The 16643-nt window shown below is 31.4% G+C and carries 17 protein-coding genes and 1 pseudogene; 7 read left to right on the forward strand and 11 right to left on the reverse strand.

From position 1 onward, the window contains the following. Window positions 1–18 precede the first annotated feature (18 nt). The 3 genes from IEW40_RS07120 to IEW40_RS07130 form a co-directional block, all read right to left on the reverse strand. A complete protein-coding gene (locus IEW40_RS07120; RefSeq protein WP_308421289.1) occupies window positions 19–1626 on the reverse strand; it encodes a fumarate hydratase in 1608 nt (535 codons plus the stop codon). A gap of 175 nt (window positions 1627–1801) precedes the next feature. Continuing rightward, window positions 1802–2509: an ABC transporter ATP-binding protein gene (locus IEW40_RS07125; RefSeq protein ID WP_188617375.1), complete on the reverse strand. Its 708-nt coding sequence runs from the start codon at window positions 2507–2509 to the stop codon at window positions 1802–1804. 18 nt (window positions 2510–2527) lie between these two features. Further along, window positions 2528–4000, reverse strand: a complete 1473-nt coding sequence (locus IEW40_RS07130) for a DUF5687 family protein (protein WP_229663396.1) — start codon at window positions 3998–4000, stop codon at window positions 2528–2530. Window positions 4001–4193: 193 nt separating this feature from the next. Here IEW40_RS07130 and IEW40_RS14265 point away from each other — a divergent pair. From IEW40_RS14265 to IEW40_RS07140, 3 genes and pseudogenes are all read left to right on the forward strand, one after another. Beyond that, window positions 4194–4391 (forward strand): annotated as a pseudogene (locus IEW40_RS14265) (zinc-ribbon domain-containing protein); the annotation flags it as partial. A gap of 24 nt (window positions 4392–4415) precedes the next feature. Continuing rightward, a complete protein-coding gene (locus IEW40_RS07135) occupies window positions 4416–5036 on the forward strand; it encodes a hypothetical protein (RefSeq protein WP_229663397.1) in 621 nt (206 codons plus the stop codon). Next, complete coding sequence (locus IEW40_RS07140) at window positions 5033–5644, forward strand: hypothetical protein (RefSeq protein WP_188617377.1); 612 nt, start codon at window positions 5033–5035, stop codon at window positions 5642–5644. The genes IEW40_RS07135 and IEW40_RS07140 overlap by 4 nt, the downstream gene beginning before the upstream one ends. Here IEW40_RS07140 and IEW40_RS07145 read toward each other — a convergent pair. From IEW40_RS07145 to IEW40_RS07170, 6 genes are all read right to left on the reverse strand, one after another. Then, on the reverse strand, window positions 5638–7293 hold the full coding sequence (locus IEW40_RS07145) for a DNA repair protein RecN (protein WP_188617378.1): 1656 nt from the start codon (window positions 7291–7293) through the stop codon (window positions 5638–5640). The genes IEW40_RS07140 and IEW40_RS07145 overlap by 7 nt on opposite strands. A gap of 129 nt (window positions 7294–7422) precedes the next feature. Next, a complete protein-coding gene (gene porD / locus IEW40_RS07150) occupies window positions 7423–8325 on the reverse strand; it encodes a type IX secretion system protein PorD (protein ID WP_188617379.1) in 903 nt (300 codons plus the stop codon). A 34-nt stretch (window positions 8326–8359) separates the two neighbouring features. Next, entirely contained in the window at window positions 8360–9565 is a 1206-nt protein-coding gene (gene coaBC / locus IEW40_RS07155) for a bifunctional phosphopantothenoylcysteine decarboxylase/phosphopantothenate--cysteine ligase CoaBC (protein ID WP_188617380.1), read from the reverse strand. Between the two features lie 105 nt (window positions 9566–9670). Further along, window positions 9671–9994 carry a DNA-directed RNA polymerase subunit omega gene (locus tag IEW40_RS07160; protein WP_188617381.1) on the reverse strand — a complete coding sequence of 108 codons (324 nt, stop codon included), beginning with the start codon at window positions 9992–9994 and terminating at the stop codon, window positions 9671–9673. 38 nt (window positions 9995–10032) lie between these two features. Beyond that, a complete protein-coding gene (locus IEW40_RS07165) occupies window positions 10033–11019 on the reverse strand; it encodes an outer membrane protein assembly factor BamD (RefSeq protein ID WP_188617382.1) in 987 nt (328 codons plus the stop codon). Window positions 11020–11124: 105 nt separating this feature from the next. Continuing rightward, window positions 11125–11748, reverse strand: coding sequence for a TetR/AcrR family transcriptional regulator (locus tag IEW40_RS07170; RefSeq protein WP_188617383.1), 624 nt, complete (start codon window positions 11746–11748; stop codon window positions 11125–11127). A 100-nt stretch (window positions 11749–11848) separates the two neighbouring features. On the opposite strand from IEW40_RS07170, the gene IEW40_RS07175 reads away from it, so the two are divergent. Genes IEW40_RS07175 through IEW40_RS07190 form a run of 4 tightly spaced genes read left to right on the forward strand, consistent with a single transcriptional unit; the run spans window position 11849 to window position 14318 of the window. Continuing rightward, window positions 11849–12478, forward strand: a complete 630-nt coding sequence (locus IEW40_RS07175) for a TatD family hydrolase (protein ID WP_188617384.1) — start codon at window positions 11849–11851, stop codon at window positions 12476–12478. Between the two features lie 52 nt (window positions 12479–12530). Further along, on the forward strand, window positions 12531–13259 hold the full coding sequence (locus IEW40_RS07180) for a tRNA threonylcarbamoyladenosine dehydratase (RefSeq protein WP_188617385.1): 729 nt from the start codon (window positions 12531–12533) through the stop codon (window positions 13257–13259). A 47-nt stretch (window positions 13260–13306) separates the two neighbouring features. Next, window positions 13307–13657: a ribonuclease P protein component gene (gene rnpA, locus IEW40_RS07185; RefSeq protein ID WP_188617386.1), complete on the forward strand. Its 351-nt coding sequence runs from the start codon at window positions 13307–13309 to the stop codon at window positions 13655–13657. 55 nt (window positions 13658–13712) lie between these two features. Beyond that, the gene (locus tag IEW40_RS07190) at window positions 13713–14318 is read left to right on the forward strand and encodes a DUF4126 domain-containing protein (protein ID WP_188617387.1); all 606 of its coding nucleotides are present in this window, start codon (window positions 13713–13715) and stop codon (window positions 14316–14318) included. A 55-nt stretch (window positions 14319–14373) separates the two neighbouring features. Here IEW40_RS07190 and IEW40_RS07195 read toward each other — a convergent pair whose 3' ends face one another. Together IEW40_RS07195 and lptE are read right to left on the reverse strand one after the other, a co-directional pair. Further along, window positions 14374–16083: a DUF8458 domain-containing protein gene (locus IEW40_RS07195; protein WP_188617388.1), complete on the reverse strand. Its 1710-nt coding sequence runs from the start codon at window positions 16081–16083 to the stop codon at window positions 14374–14376. A gap of 1 nt (window position 16084) precedes the next feature. Further along, a complete protein-coding gene (gene lptE / locus IEW40_RS07200; RefSeq protein WP_188617389.1) occupies window positions 16085–16642 on the reverse strand; it encodes an LPS assembly lipoprotein LptE in 558 nt (185 codons plus the stop codon). Between the last annotated feature and the right edge of the window lies 1 nt (window position 16643).

A 16643-nucleotide genomic window follows, 5' to 3' on the forward strand; every position in this document is an offset into this window, starting at 1 on the left:
TCTTTTATGTGTAACATTTTAATGTGCCAAAGCTGCAAAAAAGTCATTGCCTTTATCATCGGTAATAATAAACGCTGGGAAATCTTTCACCTCTATTTTTCTCACCGCTTCCATTCCTAATTCTGGGAAATCTACTACTTCTACGCTTAAGATATTTTCTTTCGCCAAAATTGCAGCAGGGCCACCAATAGAACCTAGATAAAAACCACCATATTTTGCACAAGCATTGGTTACATCTTTGCTTCTGTTTCCTTTAGCAAGCATAATCATACTTCCTCCATTTGCTTGGAATTCATCTACATAAACATCCATTCTTCCCGCAGTTGTCGGCCCGAAACTTCCACTTGGCATTCCTTCTGGAGTTTTGGCAGGACCTGCGTAATAAATCGGGTGATTTTTAAAATATTCTGGCATTGGTTTTCCAGCGTCTAATAATTCTTTGATTTTCGCGTGAGCAATATCTCTGGCTACAATGAGAGTTCCGTTCAGTTTCAAACGAGTTTTGATAGGGTATTTCGACAATTCTGCCAAAATTTCTGGCATTGGCTTGTTTAAATCAATTTCTACTGCTGGTTCTAAATGTGGAGCTGTTTCTGGTAAATATTGGCCAGGATTGGTTTCTAATTGTTCTAAGAAAATACCGTCTTTGGTAATTTTCCCCTTAATATTTCTATCAGCAGAACAAGAAACGCCCATTCCAACTGGGCAACTTGCAGCGTGTCTTGGTAATCTAATTACTCTAACATCGTGAGTTAGATATTTTCCGCCAAATTGTGCTCCTATTGCAGATTCTTGACAAATTTCTTGTACTCTTTTTTCCCATTCTAAATCTCTGAAAGCTTGTCCTGCTTCGTTTCCTTCGATTGGTAGATTGTCAAAATATTTTGCTGAAGCTTTTTTCACAGCGGCTAAATTGGCTTCGGCAGAAGTTCCACCAATTACTAGAGCTAAATGATAAGGCGGACAAGCTGCTGTTCCTAAATCCATAATTTTCTCACGGATAAATTCTTCTAAAGATTTATCATTCAGAAGAGATTTTGTTTTTTGATACAAGAACGTTTTGTTGGCAGAACCTCCTCCTTTTGTTAAGAATAAAAATTCATAATAATTTCCTTTTTTAGCATAAATATCAATCTGTGCAGGAAGATTAGAACCCGAATTTTTCTCATCAAACATCGTTAGAGGAACAATTTGAGAATATCTTAAATTTCTATTTTTGTAAGTATTGTAAATTCCTCGGCTCAAAAATTCTCCGTCATCAACTCCTGTGTAAACATTTTCTCCTTTTTTTGCCATTACAATCGCTGTACCTGTATCTTGACAAGAAGGAAGCGCTCCTTCTACGGCAACTGCTGCGTTTTGCAATAAATTATAAGCTACAAATCTGTCATTATCAGTAGCTTCTGGATCATCTATAATTCTGCGAAGACTTGCCAAATGCTCAGAACGAAGCATAAAAGAAACGTCTTCCATGGCTTTTTCTGCAAGAAGTTCTAGGCCTTTTGGGTCAACGGTTAAGATTTCTCTTTCTCCTAATTGTTCTACTTTTACGTAATCTGAGGTGAGTTTTTTATAAACAGTGTCATCCTTTAGAATAGGATACGGATCTTGATAAATAAAGTCCATTTTATTTTTGATTTTTCGATTTACAATTTTCGATTTACAATTTTAGTATTCCAAAAAATCTCTGTTTTAGAAAAAATTTAGATAAAAAATTGAATGGTAAATTTACGGATTTTTACCATTTTTAGCATAAAAAAAGCCTCGAAATTTTCGAGGCAAAAAATGATTTATAATAGGTTTATATGACCACTTGACTGGCAAAATAATTTTCTAATTCTTGCAAGGTTTCTGAGTTAGTTTGTATGTCTTTTACTATAATTCCTTTGTTAATGGCTACAATTCTATTGCAAACTTCTGTAGTGTGTGCTAGATCGTGGCTAGAAATTAGGAAAGTAATTTGCTCTTTTTGCGACCAATCTTTAATTAGTTTTTTTAATTTAATTTGGGTGGTTGGGTCTAGGTTGGCAAACGGTTCATCTAGTACAATAATATCTGGTTCGCCAATTAAAGCTCCTACAATCCCTACTTTTTTCATATTTCCTTTAGATAAATCTCTGATGTATTTCTTCCCATTGAGAATTTCTCCGTTAAAGAAATCTGCAAATTGTCTTAGAAAACTGTCAATTTGTTCTTTTTTCTGATTCCTAAGTTCACCTATGAAATAGAAATATTCTTCGGGAGTAAGATAACCTATTAAAAAATTTTCATCTATAAACGCTGAAACTTTGCTTTTCCAATGTTCAGATTTTGCCACATTTTCGCCATCTACTGTAATGCTTCCAGAGCTGGCTTCTATTAAATCTAATAAAAGACTGAAAAGTGTAGTTTTTCCTGCACCATTATTTCCTACCAAACCAAAGGTTTCTCCTTTTGGGATTTCTAAAGATTCTATATTTAAGACTTTGGTATTTCCGTAGATTTTTGAAAGATTTTGTACTGATATCATTTTTTTGTATTTTTAGAATTAATCATTTTTCTTGAAAGAAGAGATGGCAGAATATTTTTCTTTGATGTAAATTTTTACGATGAAATCAAAGACTTTATCTCTTAGTATAAATCCTATTGCGCCTATAATAGCAATGGTAAGCATAGCGACAAACATTCCAAAGAAATATTTTAAAACCGCAAAAATCACCATTGGAAACAGCATTTTCGGAATGGTTAAGAGCATGTTTTTTAGATTAAATTGATTTTTTTCGCCCATAGATTTGGTGGCTGCGTTTAGATCTACAGGATTTTTATTGTAAGCACCACTTAATAAGGTGAGATGAGAATTAACACCTAAATTGTATAATCCCGCTGCTAAAAAGGTGAGATATAAATCCCAACTGATAAAGGCATAACCAACTGCCAAAACCATGCATAGTATTGTTGCCAAATTTACCAACCACCATTTTGCTTCCAAATATTGTTTGTAGGGAACTTTTTGTGTCATCATTAGAGGATAATAAGAACTGTCCCATGCTGGAACTTTTTGACCAAAAATGAATAAGAACCCACCTGTTACGAAAATCCCCATAAACATTTTCATAAAATCGGTTTGATAGGTTTTAGAAGAATAAATTAAAAGTCCGTAAAAAAGAAACATTACGCTTCCTATTACTGCACTTTTTGCGGCTTTACTTCTTTTAATTAATCTAATGTCATTGTTTAAAAAAGCTCCAAGAGAACCATACTTGTTTAGAAATGCAATGTTTTCTGTTTTTCCTTCTGCTTTTTTTAGTTCTAAGCCTTTATCAAGATAAAAGTTTTTCAAAATATATTGATACGTATAATATCCTAAAATGGTAGCAATTGCAATCGGAATTATAAATGCACCAATTGTACTATAAAAACTATAAAAAATGAATTCTGACAGTCTAGAAATTTCAATGATTTGGTATTTATCTAATAACCAAAGTATTGCAAAAACAATTACAGTTCCGTAGAGCCATCGGTCTTTTCCGTTGATTAAAATATTGATAAAATTATTGATGTAAAACATCGCGAAAGTCCCTAAAAACCACATCAAAACATGTATTAAACTATAATGATGGTAGAGCATTATACCCGCAAAAGGAACCAGAAATAATAAATTTCCCCAATTAAAAAAATTGGTGACAACTTTTAGAAGTGTGTAATTAACGAGTTTTTTCTTCGAAATGTTTTGGGTGAGAAATGGCTTAATGTTCTGCGTAGGAAGCTGTTGCATAAAATACCTAACCGCCAAATCAAATACTAAATAATACAAAAACCATCTAGAAAGTAGAATGAGTGGGTCTATATTCATTTCTTTTTTCGCAAAGAAAAATAGGAAAAATGCAGCGCCAACAAAAATAATTGCAAAATTGGCTAATGCAAATAACGAGAAAATCTTCAAAGCCAGATTAGCCCCGAATTGCGGATTTCTAATGAAATTTTTGATTTCTAATTGTAGCAAACGAAAATACATACTCATAGTTTTAATGTATTAGTTTGCAATCGCAACTAAACGTTACATTTACAAATTCATCAATTCTTTAGCTTGAAGAATTGCAGCGTCTGTAATTTTACTGCCAGAAAGCAATTGTGCAATTTTGGTCAATTTTAAAAAATAATTATTTGAATGCTCTTAAAAAAAATTATATTTGTTTTTTAATTAAAATAAAATTATGCTATTCTTTTTTGGAGTAAATAAATCTAAGCTAAAAAACCATTTTTTGTTAAACAATTGCATATGTCCCCATTGCAATAATGCAAATACTCTTACGACACAAACACACGCTAAATACTTTCATTTTTTCTTTTTCCCAATATTTCCTTTATCTAAAACAACTACAGCTACTTGCAGTCATTGTAGATTACATCTACAAGAAGATAATTTTACAGAAGAAATGAAAAGAGTTTATCAAAATCAAGAAACTCTAAATCCTAATACTAGACCAATATGGCATGGTTGCGGGTGTTTTATTATTCTTTCTTTTATAGCGTTGTCATTAATTTCGGGAATCTTTGCGTATTTTACTTATGATAAAGAAAATAGTAATTCATCAGAAAAAGCAGATTCATTTTCTTTCAATTATTTAAATGATTTAGATAGCTTAACTATTAATCCAAAACTAAAAAATGATACGATTTCCTTAGAAGCAAAAGATTGTCTGGATGAATTTTTAGCTGGAATTGTAAATACAGATAGAATAGAATATTATAGTAAACAAAAAGGCAATAACATCCTCTTAATTGTCAAAATATCTGACATAAAAAAGATTAAAAGTAATACTAGAAAAGAAATTCTTAATTATCTGTATGATTGGTTTTCAATGGATGAAAATTTTAAAAATAAAAAATTCTATATTGCAATTGAGGGACAGTGGAATACCGTTTTGATTTCTACGCCAAAAGGTGTTGATGATGATGGGAAATATGCAAATACAGATTTACTAGATAATTTTTATAAAGAAAATACACCAGTAAAAGATACTTTAAACATAACCATAAAAAAACAAAAAAAATGAGGATAGGGATTTTTAAAAGAGATGTGCTTTCAAAACCTTTGACAAATATAGAGTGCCCGCATTGCAAACAAAATAATACATTAAGAATTGATGTAGCTCATCATTTTTTCAACTTAGGATTACCAATATTTCCCACTGGTAAAACTTATACTGTTACGTGTAATCAATGTAAAAAAGTATTCAAACCTCATCAGCTTTATGCTAGAATTACAAATATTACAAATAGAATTGTTGATAACACTAAGTACTCTTTATGGATGTATAGTTTTTTAATAATTATGGGAATTTTAGTTCCTGTAATTTTATTAAAAGATTATAACAGAAGAAAAGATAATAGCTCTAAAATTAATAATCCTGAAATTGGTGACTCATATCCAATTGAGGTATATAAAGATTCTTATTCTGTATATAAAGTAATAAAAGCAAGTAAGGATAGTGTTTATTTTGTGACTAGTAATTTTTCTACAGATTATGCAGGAATAGACGAATTGCAGAAAACTGATGAGAGCCAATATTCTGATTATATAGTAGTATATTCTAAAGAAGAATTAGAAAAGATGAATTCTAACGATAAAATTCAAGAAATAGTAAGAGAAAAAAATCACTGATATCTCATTAATTCTTTTGCCTGTAAAATGGCGGCGTCTGTAATTTTGCTTCCAGAAAGCAATTGTGCAATTTCTGTTAGTTTTTCTTCTTGATTTAGCGGAAGAATTTGTGTTTGCGTTTTACCAGCAATATCAGATTTAAGAACTTTATAATTATCGTTTCCTTTTGCGGCAACTTGTGCCAAGTGTGTAATTACGATCAGTTGCATATTTTCTGCCATTTCCTGCATTACGTTACCGATTTCGTCTGCAATTCTACCAGAAACACCTGTGTCTATTTCGTCTAAAATCAAGGTAGGAAGTTCTGCATTTTCTGCCATTAATTTCTTAATGGCAAGCATTACTCTACTTCTTTCTCCGCCAGAAATAGCGGATTGAATCGGCTTCAAAGGAAATCCAGAATTCGCTTGAAATAATAATTGAATTTTCTCTTTTCCAAATAAAACGAAATCTTTAGTTGAAGTAAGTTCTACTTCTAACTTTGCTTTTTCTAAACCCAATTGTTGGAGAAGATTTTCTATTTTATTTTTGAAAATAGGGATTGCTTTTTCTCTATTTTTGGTTAAGATTTTGGCTTGTTTTTCTAATGAATTTTCAAGGGAAATAATTTCTTTTTCTAATGAAGAAATTTTAGTTTCTAAATCGAGGAAAGAACTTTGCTCAGCAGAAAGTTCATTCTTAATCAGAAGCAAATCTTCAATTTCAGAAACTTTATGCTTTAAAAAGAGCGCATTTATTCTATCATTTTGCTCTTGCAATGCCAATAAATTTTCTGGATTGGTATCTATGTTCTCCGCTTCGTTTTGCAATTGAAAAAGCGTGTCTTTTAATTCTATATAATTTTCCTCAAACCTTTGATTGATTTCGGAAAACTGTAAAGACAATTCTGCAATTTTATTGAGTTTGTTCTTGATGTCATACAAACTGTCAAAAACACCAATTTCATCTTGGTCTGTTCTTGCAAAAATCTGAGCCAAAAGTTCTGAAATGGTTCCTTTGTTTTCAGCCAAAGAAATCTGACTTTGAAGCAATTCGAAATTTACATTTTCTAGGTTGGCAGCTTCTAATTCTTCTAGTAAAAACTGTTTGTAATCACTTTCTTTATTGCCTTCGGAAAGTTGATCTTTCAGTTTTTCTACTTCTTTTTTTAATTGCAGAAGTTCAGCAAAATCTCTTTGATAGTTTTCTATCAAATTTTTATTTTCAGAAAGTCCGTCTATAATTTTGAACTGATAGGCTTCGCTAAACAAATTAGACGTTTCAAACTGAGAGTGTATGTCTACCAGTTTTTCTGCTAATTCTTTTAAAATATCTAGCGTAACAGGCACATCGTTTACAAAAGCTCTAGATTTTCCACTAGGCAAGATTTCTCTTCTGATGATGGTGTTTTCATCAAAATCCAAGTCATTTTCAATGAAGAAGTTTTGTAAATTTTTAGAAATTTTAAACTCAGTTTCAACAATGCTTTTTGATTCTAAATCTGCAAAATTCTTCAAATCTGCTCTTTCGCCCATAATCAAACGAAGCGCGCCCAAAATAATAGATTTTCCTGCGCCTGTTTCTCCGGTAATGACTTGCAAACCTTCCTGAAGATGAATCTCCAGTTGGTCTATCAGAGCAAAATTTTGAATAAATATTCGGTTGAGCATTTTAGAATTTACAATTTTTGATTTACGATTCTGCGGTTATAAAATTCCGAAGCGTAAATTTATAACATTAATTGTTAATTTATAACATTATCAATTATTAGATGAAGAAAAAATATCAGTCAAAAAAGGTTAATTCCATTTGTTCCATTTAGAATCAGAATCTTTCGGAGAGAAGGTATTCATTAATTGTTTTAGATCAGACATATTCACAGAGCCATTGTTGTTAGAGTTGAAAATATTGAAGATTTCATCTTTTTTACTGTCAATGAGAATGTTAAAAGGATAATTCATTTGGAAATTACTTTCATAAAATTTCAATTTCATGATTTCATTGGCAATGATTTGTTTTGTAGAAATTTGGTCTGCTTTTGCTAGATTATCTAAGCCCATTCTGTGATAATTGTAATAAAAATTTCTAATCGTAGAATTTTGTTCAGAAAGTATGGTGGTGATTAGAGAGCCTCTAGTTCTAGGGCTATCCATTTGAGACCAACCGCTATAGTTTTGATTTTGAGAGTTTTGGGTGATTTGCATGGCTTTGTCAAAGAATGGAGTTCCTCCTTTCATTTGGAAAGTGTCTGCGTCATAACCTAGAATTAGATAGACATAAAAACTCAAAACATCAATTAAATTTTTACCTGAAAACTGTCTTTCGTTGAAAATCATATTTTGATTTTCTAAATATTGGAAAGAAAAATTGGTGTCATTAATGTTAAGAATTGGGGTTTCGTACTGAGAACCAAAAACTGGGCGCACAGATTGTACCACCAGAGTTCCTTTAAAGTTATTTCCTGTTTTTTCTGTTAATACAATCGCGAAACTGCATTTTATTTTTTCAAAATTTTGTAATTTTTTTCCAGTCCAACTTGTATTGTTGATAAAGTCTTTCAGACTCTTTTCCAAAGTTCTATAGAGTTGTAAGTTGCTACCGCCTAATTGTTGGTAATTGACCTGAACCTGAGCATTGAGTTCTTGTGCAAAGCTAAAATTGCAAAAAATGAGTAGGCTAAATAGGTAAAGTAGTTTTTTCATTCAGTTTATATTCGTTTTTTAGAAACGTAGTTTTTCAAGATTTATTGAACTTTTCTTCCACGAAATTCAAAATGTCTTTCGCCACTTCTTCTTTTGATTTTAAGGAAAATTCTTTTTGTTCAGTTTTGGTTATAATCTTGATTTTATTGGTATCTTTTTGAAAGCCAGCGCCTTCATCTTTTAAGGAATTGAGAACAATCATATCTAGATTTTTCTTTTCTAATTTTCCTTTGGCATTTTCTTCTTCATTTTGGGTTTCTAAGGCAAAACCTACCAAAAATTGATGTGATTTTTCTTCGCCCATTGTTTTTAAAATGTCTGGATTTTTTACCAATTCTATGGTGAATTCTGCATCAGATTTTTTAATTTTTTCTTGGGCAACGAATTTCGGGGTATAATCTGCTACTGCAGCACTCATTATAGCAATGTCTGTGTTTTTGTAAAATTTAAAAACTTCGTCAAACATTTCTTTGGCAGAAGTAACTTTATGAATTTCAATGTTTTTGTTGTTCGTTTTCTGAGCGGTTGGTCCAGAAATTAGAATAACTTTTGCGCCTCGTTTTTCGGCTTCTTCGGCAATAGAAAATCCCATTTTTCCTGAAGAATGGTTGCCTATAAATCTTACAGGATCTATTGCTTCATAAGTAGGGCCTGCTGTAATGAGAACTGTTTTACCTTCTAATGTTTTTGACTTTGAAACCGAAAAAAAATCTTCAATTTTTTGTAAAATAGTTTTGTTTTCTGCTAACCTTCCTTGCCCAATTAATCCAGAAGCCAATTCGCCAAATTCAGCAGGAATGACATGATGCCCAGATTTTTCTGCTTTTTCTAAATTTTCTTGGGTTGATGGATGTGCATACATGTCTAAATCCATTGCCGGAGCTATAAAAACTGGACATTTGGCAGACATATAAGTTGCAATTACCAAATTATCACAAATCCCGTGAACCATTTTTGCTAAAGTATTAGCAGTGCAAGGCGCAATGACTAAAACATCTGCCCATAATCCTAGTTCTACGTGTGAGTTCCACGTTCCGTTTTGGTCATAAAAATCTGAAAAAACTGGGTTTTTTGATAATGTAGAAAGGGTAACTTTAGAAACGAAATTCTCAGCAGAAGGTGTAAGTATTACTTTTACTTCAGCGCCTTTTTTTATAAAATCTCTCACTAGGTAATTCATTTTGTAAGCAGCAATTCCGCCAGAAATTGCCAATAGAATTTTTTTACCTTTTAGAGCCATAATTTTAATTGTTTTAAGAAAACGAATTTATTGATTTTTTTTGAATTTTATGAATAAAAAAAATCACAGAAAACTCTGTGATTTTTATATGAATAAGAAATTTTCTTATTCTCTGTCGTCAGTTCTTCTGAAATAGATTTCATCATCGAACCATTCTTTGATGGCAATAGATGTAGGTTTTGGTAATCTTTCGTAGTTTTTAGAAATTTCGATCTGCTCTCTATTTTCAAAAACTTCTTCTAATGTAGAATTATGCACTGCAAATTCATCTAGTTTTTGATGTAATTCTGTTCTGATTTCAGCATTAATCTGTTCAGCTCTTTTTCCCATAATTACTATGGCTTCGTAGATAGAACCTACTTTTTCTTCTATCTTATCTCTATCGTAAGTAATCGTGTTTACTTCGGCTTTTGTATCTTTTACGCTCATTTTGAGTGATTTATTTTATAATTAGTTTGCAAAGATAGTTAATTTCTTTTAATTTTAAAAGTAGCAGCAGGAGCAGGAACAGTAATTTTTGCACTATCTATTCTCATTTTTTTAGCTGCTTCTTCGTCTTTTATTTGTTTTTTGACTTGTTGTTTAAAGTCTTGGCTCTCTTCTAATTTTTTTTGTTTTTCGGTGAGTTCTGCGCGTCTAGCCTCAACTTCTTTTTGTAAAATAGCAAATGCTTCAGATTCTTTTTGTAGTTTTTCTCTTAGTTCTACTGCGTCTTTGGCATTATCCGTTCCTGGAAATTCTTTTTCTACTGTTCTGGTATAAGCTAGAGCATTTTCTAATCTTTCTTTTTTATAATCATAAAATGAATTGATGGCCAATTCTGATTTAGATTTAAGAATATAATTGAAGATTTTAGGTTTCAATTTAGTTGCAGGAAAGTCATTTAATACGTTTTCAAAAGCAATGTCTGCGGCTTTGTAATCAGCCATTTTAAAATATTGTCTTGCGTTTTCATAGGCTTTGAACTCTAGTTTGTAGTTGAGTTCATCTATCATTTCATTGATATTTTTTGCTCTTTCAGAATTCGGATAATTGTTGATAAAATCTTGTAATTCATTAATCGCAGAGTTGGTATTTGCTTGGTCTAGATTATAATCTTGTGAGCCTTCATAGTAGCATAGAGCAGACATATAAGCGGCTTCTTCTCTTCTAGAATCTTTTGGGAAACTTTCAGCAAATCTTTTGAAGTGATAACCTGCCAGTTTGTAGTTTTTATCATAATACTCAGCAAAAGCAGATTTATAAAGAACTTCTGGAGCATCGTCTGTACCAGCTACCAAATTGGTGAGCCTTTCATAAAGGGCAAGAGCATCTGTCCATTTTTTCTTTTCAAATTCTTTGTTAGCAACTTTTAAGATATAATCTTTATCAGCACTAGCCATTGCTAATCTGTGTTCTTTATTACAAGACAAAAGCACCAATGCAATTGCCAAAATAGAAAATGTTTTTTTCATAGATGAAACGGTGGAAACTTCTTGATAATGTTTCCTATTCAGTTTGCAAAAATAAAACTTTTTTCGTCAAAAGATTTATTTTAAGATACTTTAACGTAAATAAGATCAAATTTGGTATCCTAAAAGCGCAAAAACACATAAGTTAAGATGGTTTTTGAGTTTCTTTTCTGAGTTGGTTAGGTAATCTTGCTCATTACCTTTTAGATAAATTTCATAGAAATTTTTGTTTCTAATGGTAAAGACTACTGTACCTAATAGTGTAGAAACTATATCTTCTGATTTTGCAGCTCTTTTAAAAACTCCAGAAACAATTCCTTTTTGTATTACTTCGTCTAAAACTTTTACACAAGTTTGGTAAAACTCTAATAATGTGTTTTTTACGCGGTCGTCATGTCTTAGCTCCTGAGTTACAAAACCATGAAAATAATTATAAGTAAGTAATTGTTTTACAATAAAATTTATAATTTCTTTCAACTGCATTTCTGGTTTTCCATCTTTTATGGTTTGGGTAAATTCAGCAAATGTTTCTCTTGTTTTTTGTACTCTATATTGGTAGAGATTCACCATCATTTTTTCTTTTGAGCCAAAATAATAAGAAATCATTGCAACATTAATGTTTGCTTTTGCAGAAATATCTCTTACAGAAGTGCCCTCAAAGCCCTTTTGGGCAATAAGTTCTTCGGCAACGTCTAAAATTTGTATCTGTTTTTCAGTAAATTTCTTCTTCATTCAAATTTAGTTTGAAAGTAAAGATATAAAAAAGTTTTACTTAAACAAACAAATGTTTAACAAAAACGTGTACATCTATTGATAATTCTTATCTTTGAGGATGTTTTTATTTGATTTTCATCATCATAAAATAGAAAACCCTTGCGGAATTTATAATTTGAGTTTAGGCGAAAATTCTCCTACAAGTTTTTTTTCTGTAGGTATTCATCCGAAAAATATTGGTGAAGATTGGGAAAGCTATTTTGAAGAATTAAAGAAATTTTCGATTTTAAAAAACTGTGTGGCTATAGGAGAGTGCGGTCTAGATGCACTTATTGATATTGATGAGAATCTTCAAAAAACTGTTTTTAAACAACAAATTCTTTGGGCTAATGAAATCCAAAAACCAGTAATTATACATTGTGTGAAGCGTTTTCATGAGCTTGTTCCATTTCAGAAAATCGCAAAAGTACCACTAATCATTCACGGATTTAATAAAAAGAAATCGATAGCAGAGGAGATGCTAAAACATGGTTTTTATTTAAGTTTTGGGAAATCTGTTTTATACAACTTATCTTTGCAAGCAATAATAAAAGAAATCCCAATAGATAAGATTTTTTTGGAAACAGATGATGCTGATTTTGATATTGTAGAATTGTATCAAAAAGTTTCTGAAATCAAAGAGATTTCTTTGGAAGAATTACAAAAAAAGATTTCTGAAAATTTACAATCTATCAATGTTAAGTTTTAGTCTGTAAGCATCACGTAATCTTATTTTTTTGAAATAAAAATAAATTTTTGACATGACAGATTGGTTGCAACGATCCGAATTATTAATAAAACCCGAAGGAATCGAAAAATTAAAAAAGGCTAACGTTTTGGTCGTTGGTCTTGGTGGTGTGGGTTCTTTTGCTGCAGAATTTTTGGCAAGAGCAGGAGTAGGAAATTTAACCGTTGTAGATGGTGATGTGGTAGATATTACTAATGTTAATAGACAGTTACCCGCATTGCATACCACCGTAGGTAGAGATAAAGTGGAGGTGGTAGCCGAAAGAATTTTAGATATTAATCCAGAAATTAATTTGGTGAAAATGAACGAGTTTCTTTCGCCAGAGAGAATGGACGAGATATTAGAACTCAACCATTTTGATTATGTTTTGGATTGTATAGATAGCGTTTCTCCGAAATTGGCATTGATTAAAGCATGCCGAAGAAGAAAAATAAAAATAATCTCTTCTATGGGAGCTGGTGGTAAAATGGATCCTAGCAAAGTAATGGTGAGAGACCTAAGCAAAACCAACAACTGTTTTTTAGCAAAACAAATCAGAAAAAGATTAAAAAAAGAAGGAATCACTAAAGGTTTCCGCTGTGTTTTTTCTACTGAAATTCAAAATGAAAGCAGTTTGAAATTGACTGATGGAAGCAATTTTAAAAAATCTTTTTACGGAACCATCAGTTATATGCCGGCACTTTTTGGACTGAATGCTGCCGCAGAAGTGATTAATTATTTATTAAAAAAATCAGAAGTCTAATGTCTGAAGATGGAAGTCACAAGATTAGTAATTTTAAATTTTATATTTTGAATTTTAAATATCCACAAGAAGAAAAACTGAAACAAAAAAATGATATTTCCTTACTTTTTGAGAAAGGGAAATGGCAAACTTTTGGAAAAATTAGGGTGATTTCGTATTCTTCAGAAGAGATAACTCAGCACAAATTAGGTGTTTCTGTTTCTAAAAGATATTTCAAAAAAGCAGTAGATAGAAATAGAGCAAAAAGACTTTTGAGAGAAGTCTATCGTCTTCATAAAACCGAGTTTTTAGAAAAATTTGGTTCTAATTCTTTAAGTATGATTTTCTATATTTCTCAAGAAAAACCGAAACATTTCAAGGAAATTGAAAAAGATTTCTTAAAACTTTTAAAAAAATAAAAAACATTAGCACGTTTTTTGTAATTTTAGTTTGCGAAATTAACAATTACAAAAAATGTTAGATAACATTCCTTACTTTCCGTACATTCTCAGTGCTTTTATAGGTATTGGTTTGGCTGCAGCTTCTGGCTTTAGAGTATTCTTGCCTATGTTTGCAGTAAGTTTAGCTTCTTATCTGGGTTGGATTCCTATGAACGAAAGCTTCCAATGGTTAGCTGGTTTACCTACTCTTATTACTACAGGAATTGCTACTATTGTAGAAATTTTGGCATATTACATTCCTTATGTAGATCACTTATTAGATACTATTTCTGTTCCGTTGGCTACAGTTGCGGGTTCAGTTTTATTTGCAAGCCAATTTGCAGATTTAGGAACTTTCCCTAGTTGGGCTTTGGCATTAATAGCTGGTGGAGGAACTGCTGCAGCCATAAGTTCCGGATTTGCAGGGACCAGGGCAGCTTCTACTGCTACTACTGGTGGATTAGGGAATTCTGTAGTTGCCACCACAGAAACCGCAGGAGCAGGAATTATGACTTTTTTAGCTTTAGCTGCGCCTATTATTGCAGTGATTATAGCAATAGCATTGGTGGTAATCGTTTTTATTTTTGGAAGAAAATTGTGGGGAAAGCTGAAAAGGTCATTTAATACAGAAAATACTTAATTTTTTACAAACATATTACCCAAAAAATGCCACAACTTTTGATGTGGCATTTTTACTATTTGTGGTTTCTTAATTCTTTGATTTCTTGAATTTTGACTTCGAATTCGTCTTGTCTTTCTGGGTGTTTTTTCTTCAATGCTTCGTATGCGGTAATGGCTTTCGTATATAATCTTTGTTCTACATACAATTTTGCCAAAGTTTCTGTCATTAAATGAGAGATATCACCTGCCTTTTCTTTTACAACGTAATGGGCATCTTCTTTTAGTTGAGAAATTTTAGGATTTTCTTCTATAAATTTATCAATGATTTCAGCTTTCTTTTCAATAATTTTTGCAGGCTCGGGTTCAGTTTTTGGCATTTCTCTTCGGTCTATTTTTAACCAATTTTGCCATGTGTTTACAAAATTTGGAATATTGCTAGAAGTGTCTTCTATTTTTTCTTCAATTACGACTTCTTCTGTTTCTTTTATCATTTGTTCTTCGGCTGCCATCTCAGAAACTTTATTTCCAAAAAATGAAATATTGATTATAGGTTTTTCTTCTATTTCAGAAGTTTGTTCTGCAACTATGTCGTCTTGTTTTATCTCTTCAATAGGTTTTATTTCAACAGGTTTTGCTTCTGGAAAAATTGTTTTTTTAATATTAGGTATAATAGATTCTTGTTTCTCAGGCGCTGAGGTTTTTATGTGAGCATCTAAAGGATTTTGAACAAAAGTCATTGGTTTCCATTCAAATGCAACTTCTGGTTCAGACGTTTCTTCTATGATTTCAATTTTTTCTTCAACTTCAACCACTTCTTCTTTGGTTTCAGAGATTGTAGCTACTTCTTCTTTTACAACAACAAGCTCAGGTTGGATTTCGAATTCTTGAATTTGATTAAAATTAATGTCTTGTTCAGAAGAAGTTTTTTCTTCTGCTTTTTCTGTTGTAATTTCTTGTATTACAGGTTCTTCAGTTTTTGAAGGAATAGAGAATTTAACATCAGGAAGAAAACTGTCAAAAGCATTGAAACTGATTTCTGCTGGCGTAATGTTGGTCTCTTTTATTTGGTCTAAATGCTCTAAAACAATGTCTTTGCTGTAATTTAGGTCTCCTTCTCTGGTTCTGAAGATGTCATTTTGTTTTTCTTCTTCGGCTGCTAGTTCTGCAAAAATCTTATTTTCTAATTCTAAATTTACTTCTTCATTAAAAACCTCAAATTCATTTTCTTTTTTATCCAAAATAGGAGTTTCTATTTCGGTGTCGCCAACTACAGAAATTGGGTGAGTTTCTACAGGCTTTTCTGCTTTTATTTCCTCTGTTTCAGAGGTTATAGTTTCCAAATTTTCAGAACTTATAGTAGAATCTTTGGAAATTTCATCTCCCAATTTATTTGGGATTGATGATTCATTCTCTGTGTTTTCTACAATTTTATTAGCTTGTTTTTCAGATGTTTTTTCTTCTACTATGGTTTCAGGAATAGCTTGATTTGGGGTTTCTGTTTCTTTAACCAAATTTATTTTTTTGAACTTAGTAGGTTCTTTCTTTTCGTTTTCTTTTTTGAAATTAATGAAATGATAAAGAATTTTTTTATCTGTAGTGTAAGCCGCGGTTTTGGTAAGTTCTTGGTGGTAATTTTCTGTATTAAATTGATGAATAGCAGACAGATACAAAGTTCTAATGCTTTGCATATAAGGAAATTTATCAATCTCTGATTGGAGTACCGAAATATCTTCTGCCGAAATATTTTCTGGGCGCTGAATTAATTCTAAAACACGTGCATTCATCTTACCAATTGGCTACAATATCATTAAAAATTTTGTTGATAATCCTCTCATTTACAATTTTAACCTGCGAAGTTTCTATTTGGTTAATATCTAAATCACTGCTGAAAATGGCTTCGTCTGTGTAAGTTCTATCAAAACTTGCTTCTGGGAATTTTTTGTTTTCGTAGTGAACTTTTACTGTTATAACTAATTTATTCTGAGCAGCTTGTATGCTTCCGCCATCTGTGTTGATAGGGTTAGAAATGGCAGTTGGAGTAATGCTATAATCTGTAATTTCTCCTTCCACTAAAATGTCAGGGTTTTCTATTGCTCCTTTCAAAGTGGTTCTTTGTAGAAACCTATTTTGTAGAAGTACAGTAAAATCTTGGCTAAGCGTAGGATTTACCAGAGCAGCATTATTAGGAAAGTTCTTAATCAAAATGGTTTTTTCATCGTGATTTAATGAATTTCCTGTGAATGTGTAACATGAATTAAGAAGAATAATCAATAAAAAACCAAGTAAAAAATTGCCAAGTGATTTTAAATGATGAATTTTGAAATTAATATTTTGAACTTTCATT

This window comes from Cloacibacterium rupense (assembly GCF_014645495.1).
In the GTDB taxonomy this organism is placed as follows: domain Bacteria; phylum Bacteroidota; class Bacteroidia; order Flavobacteriales; family Weeksellaceae; genus Cloacibacterium; species Cloacibacterium rupense.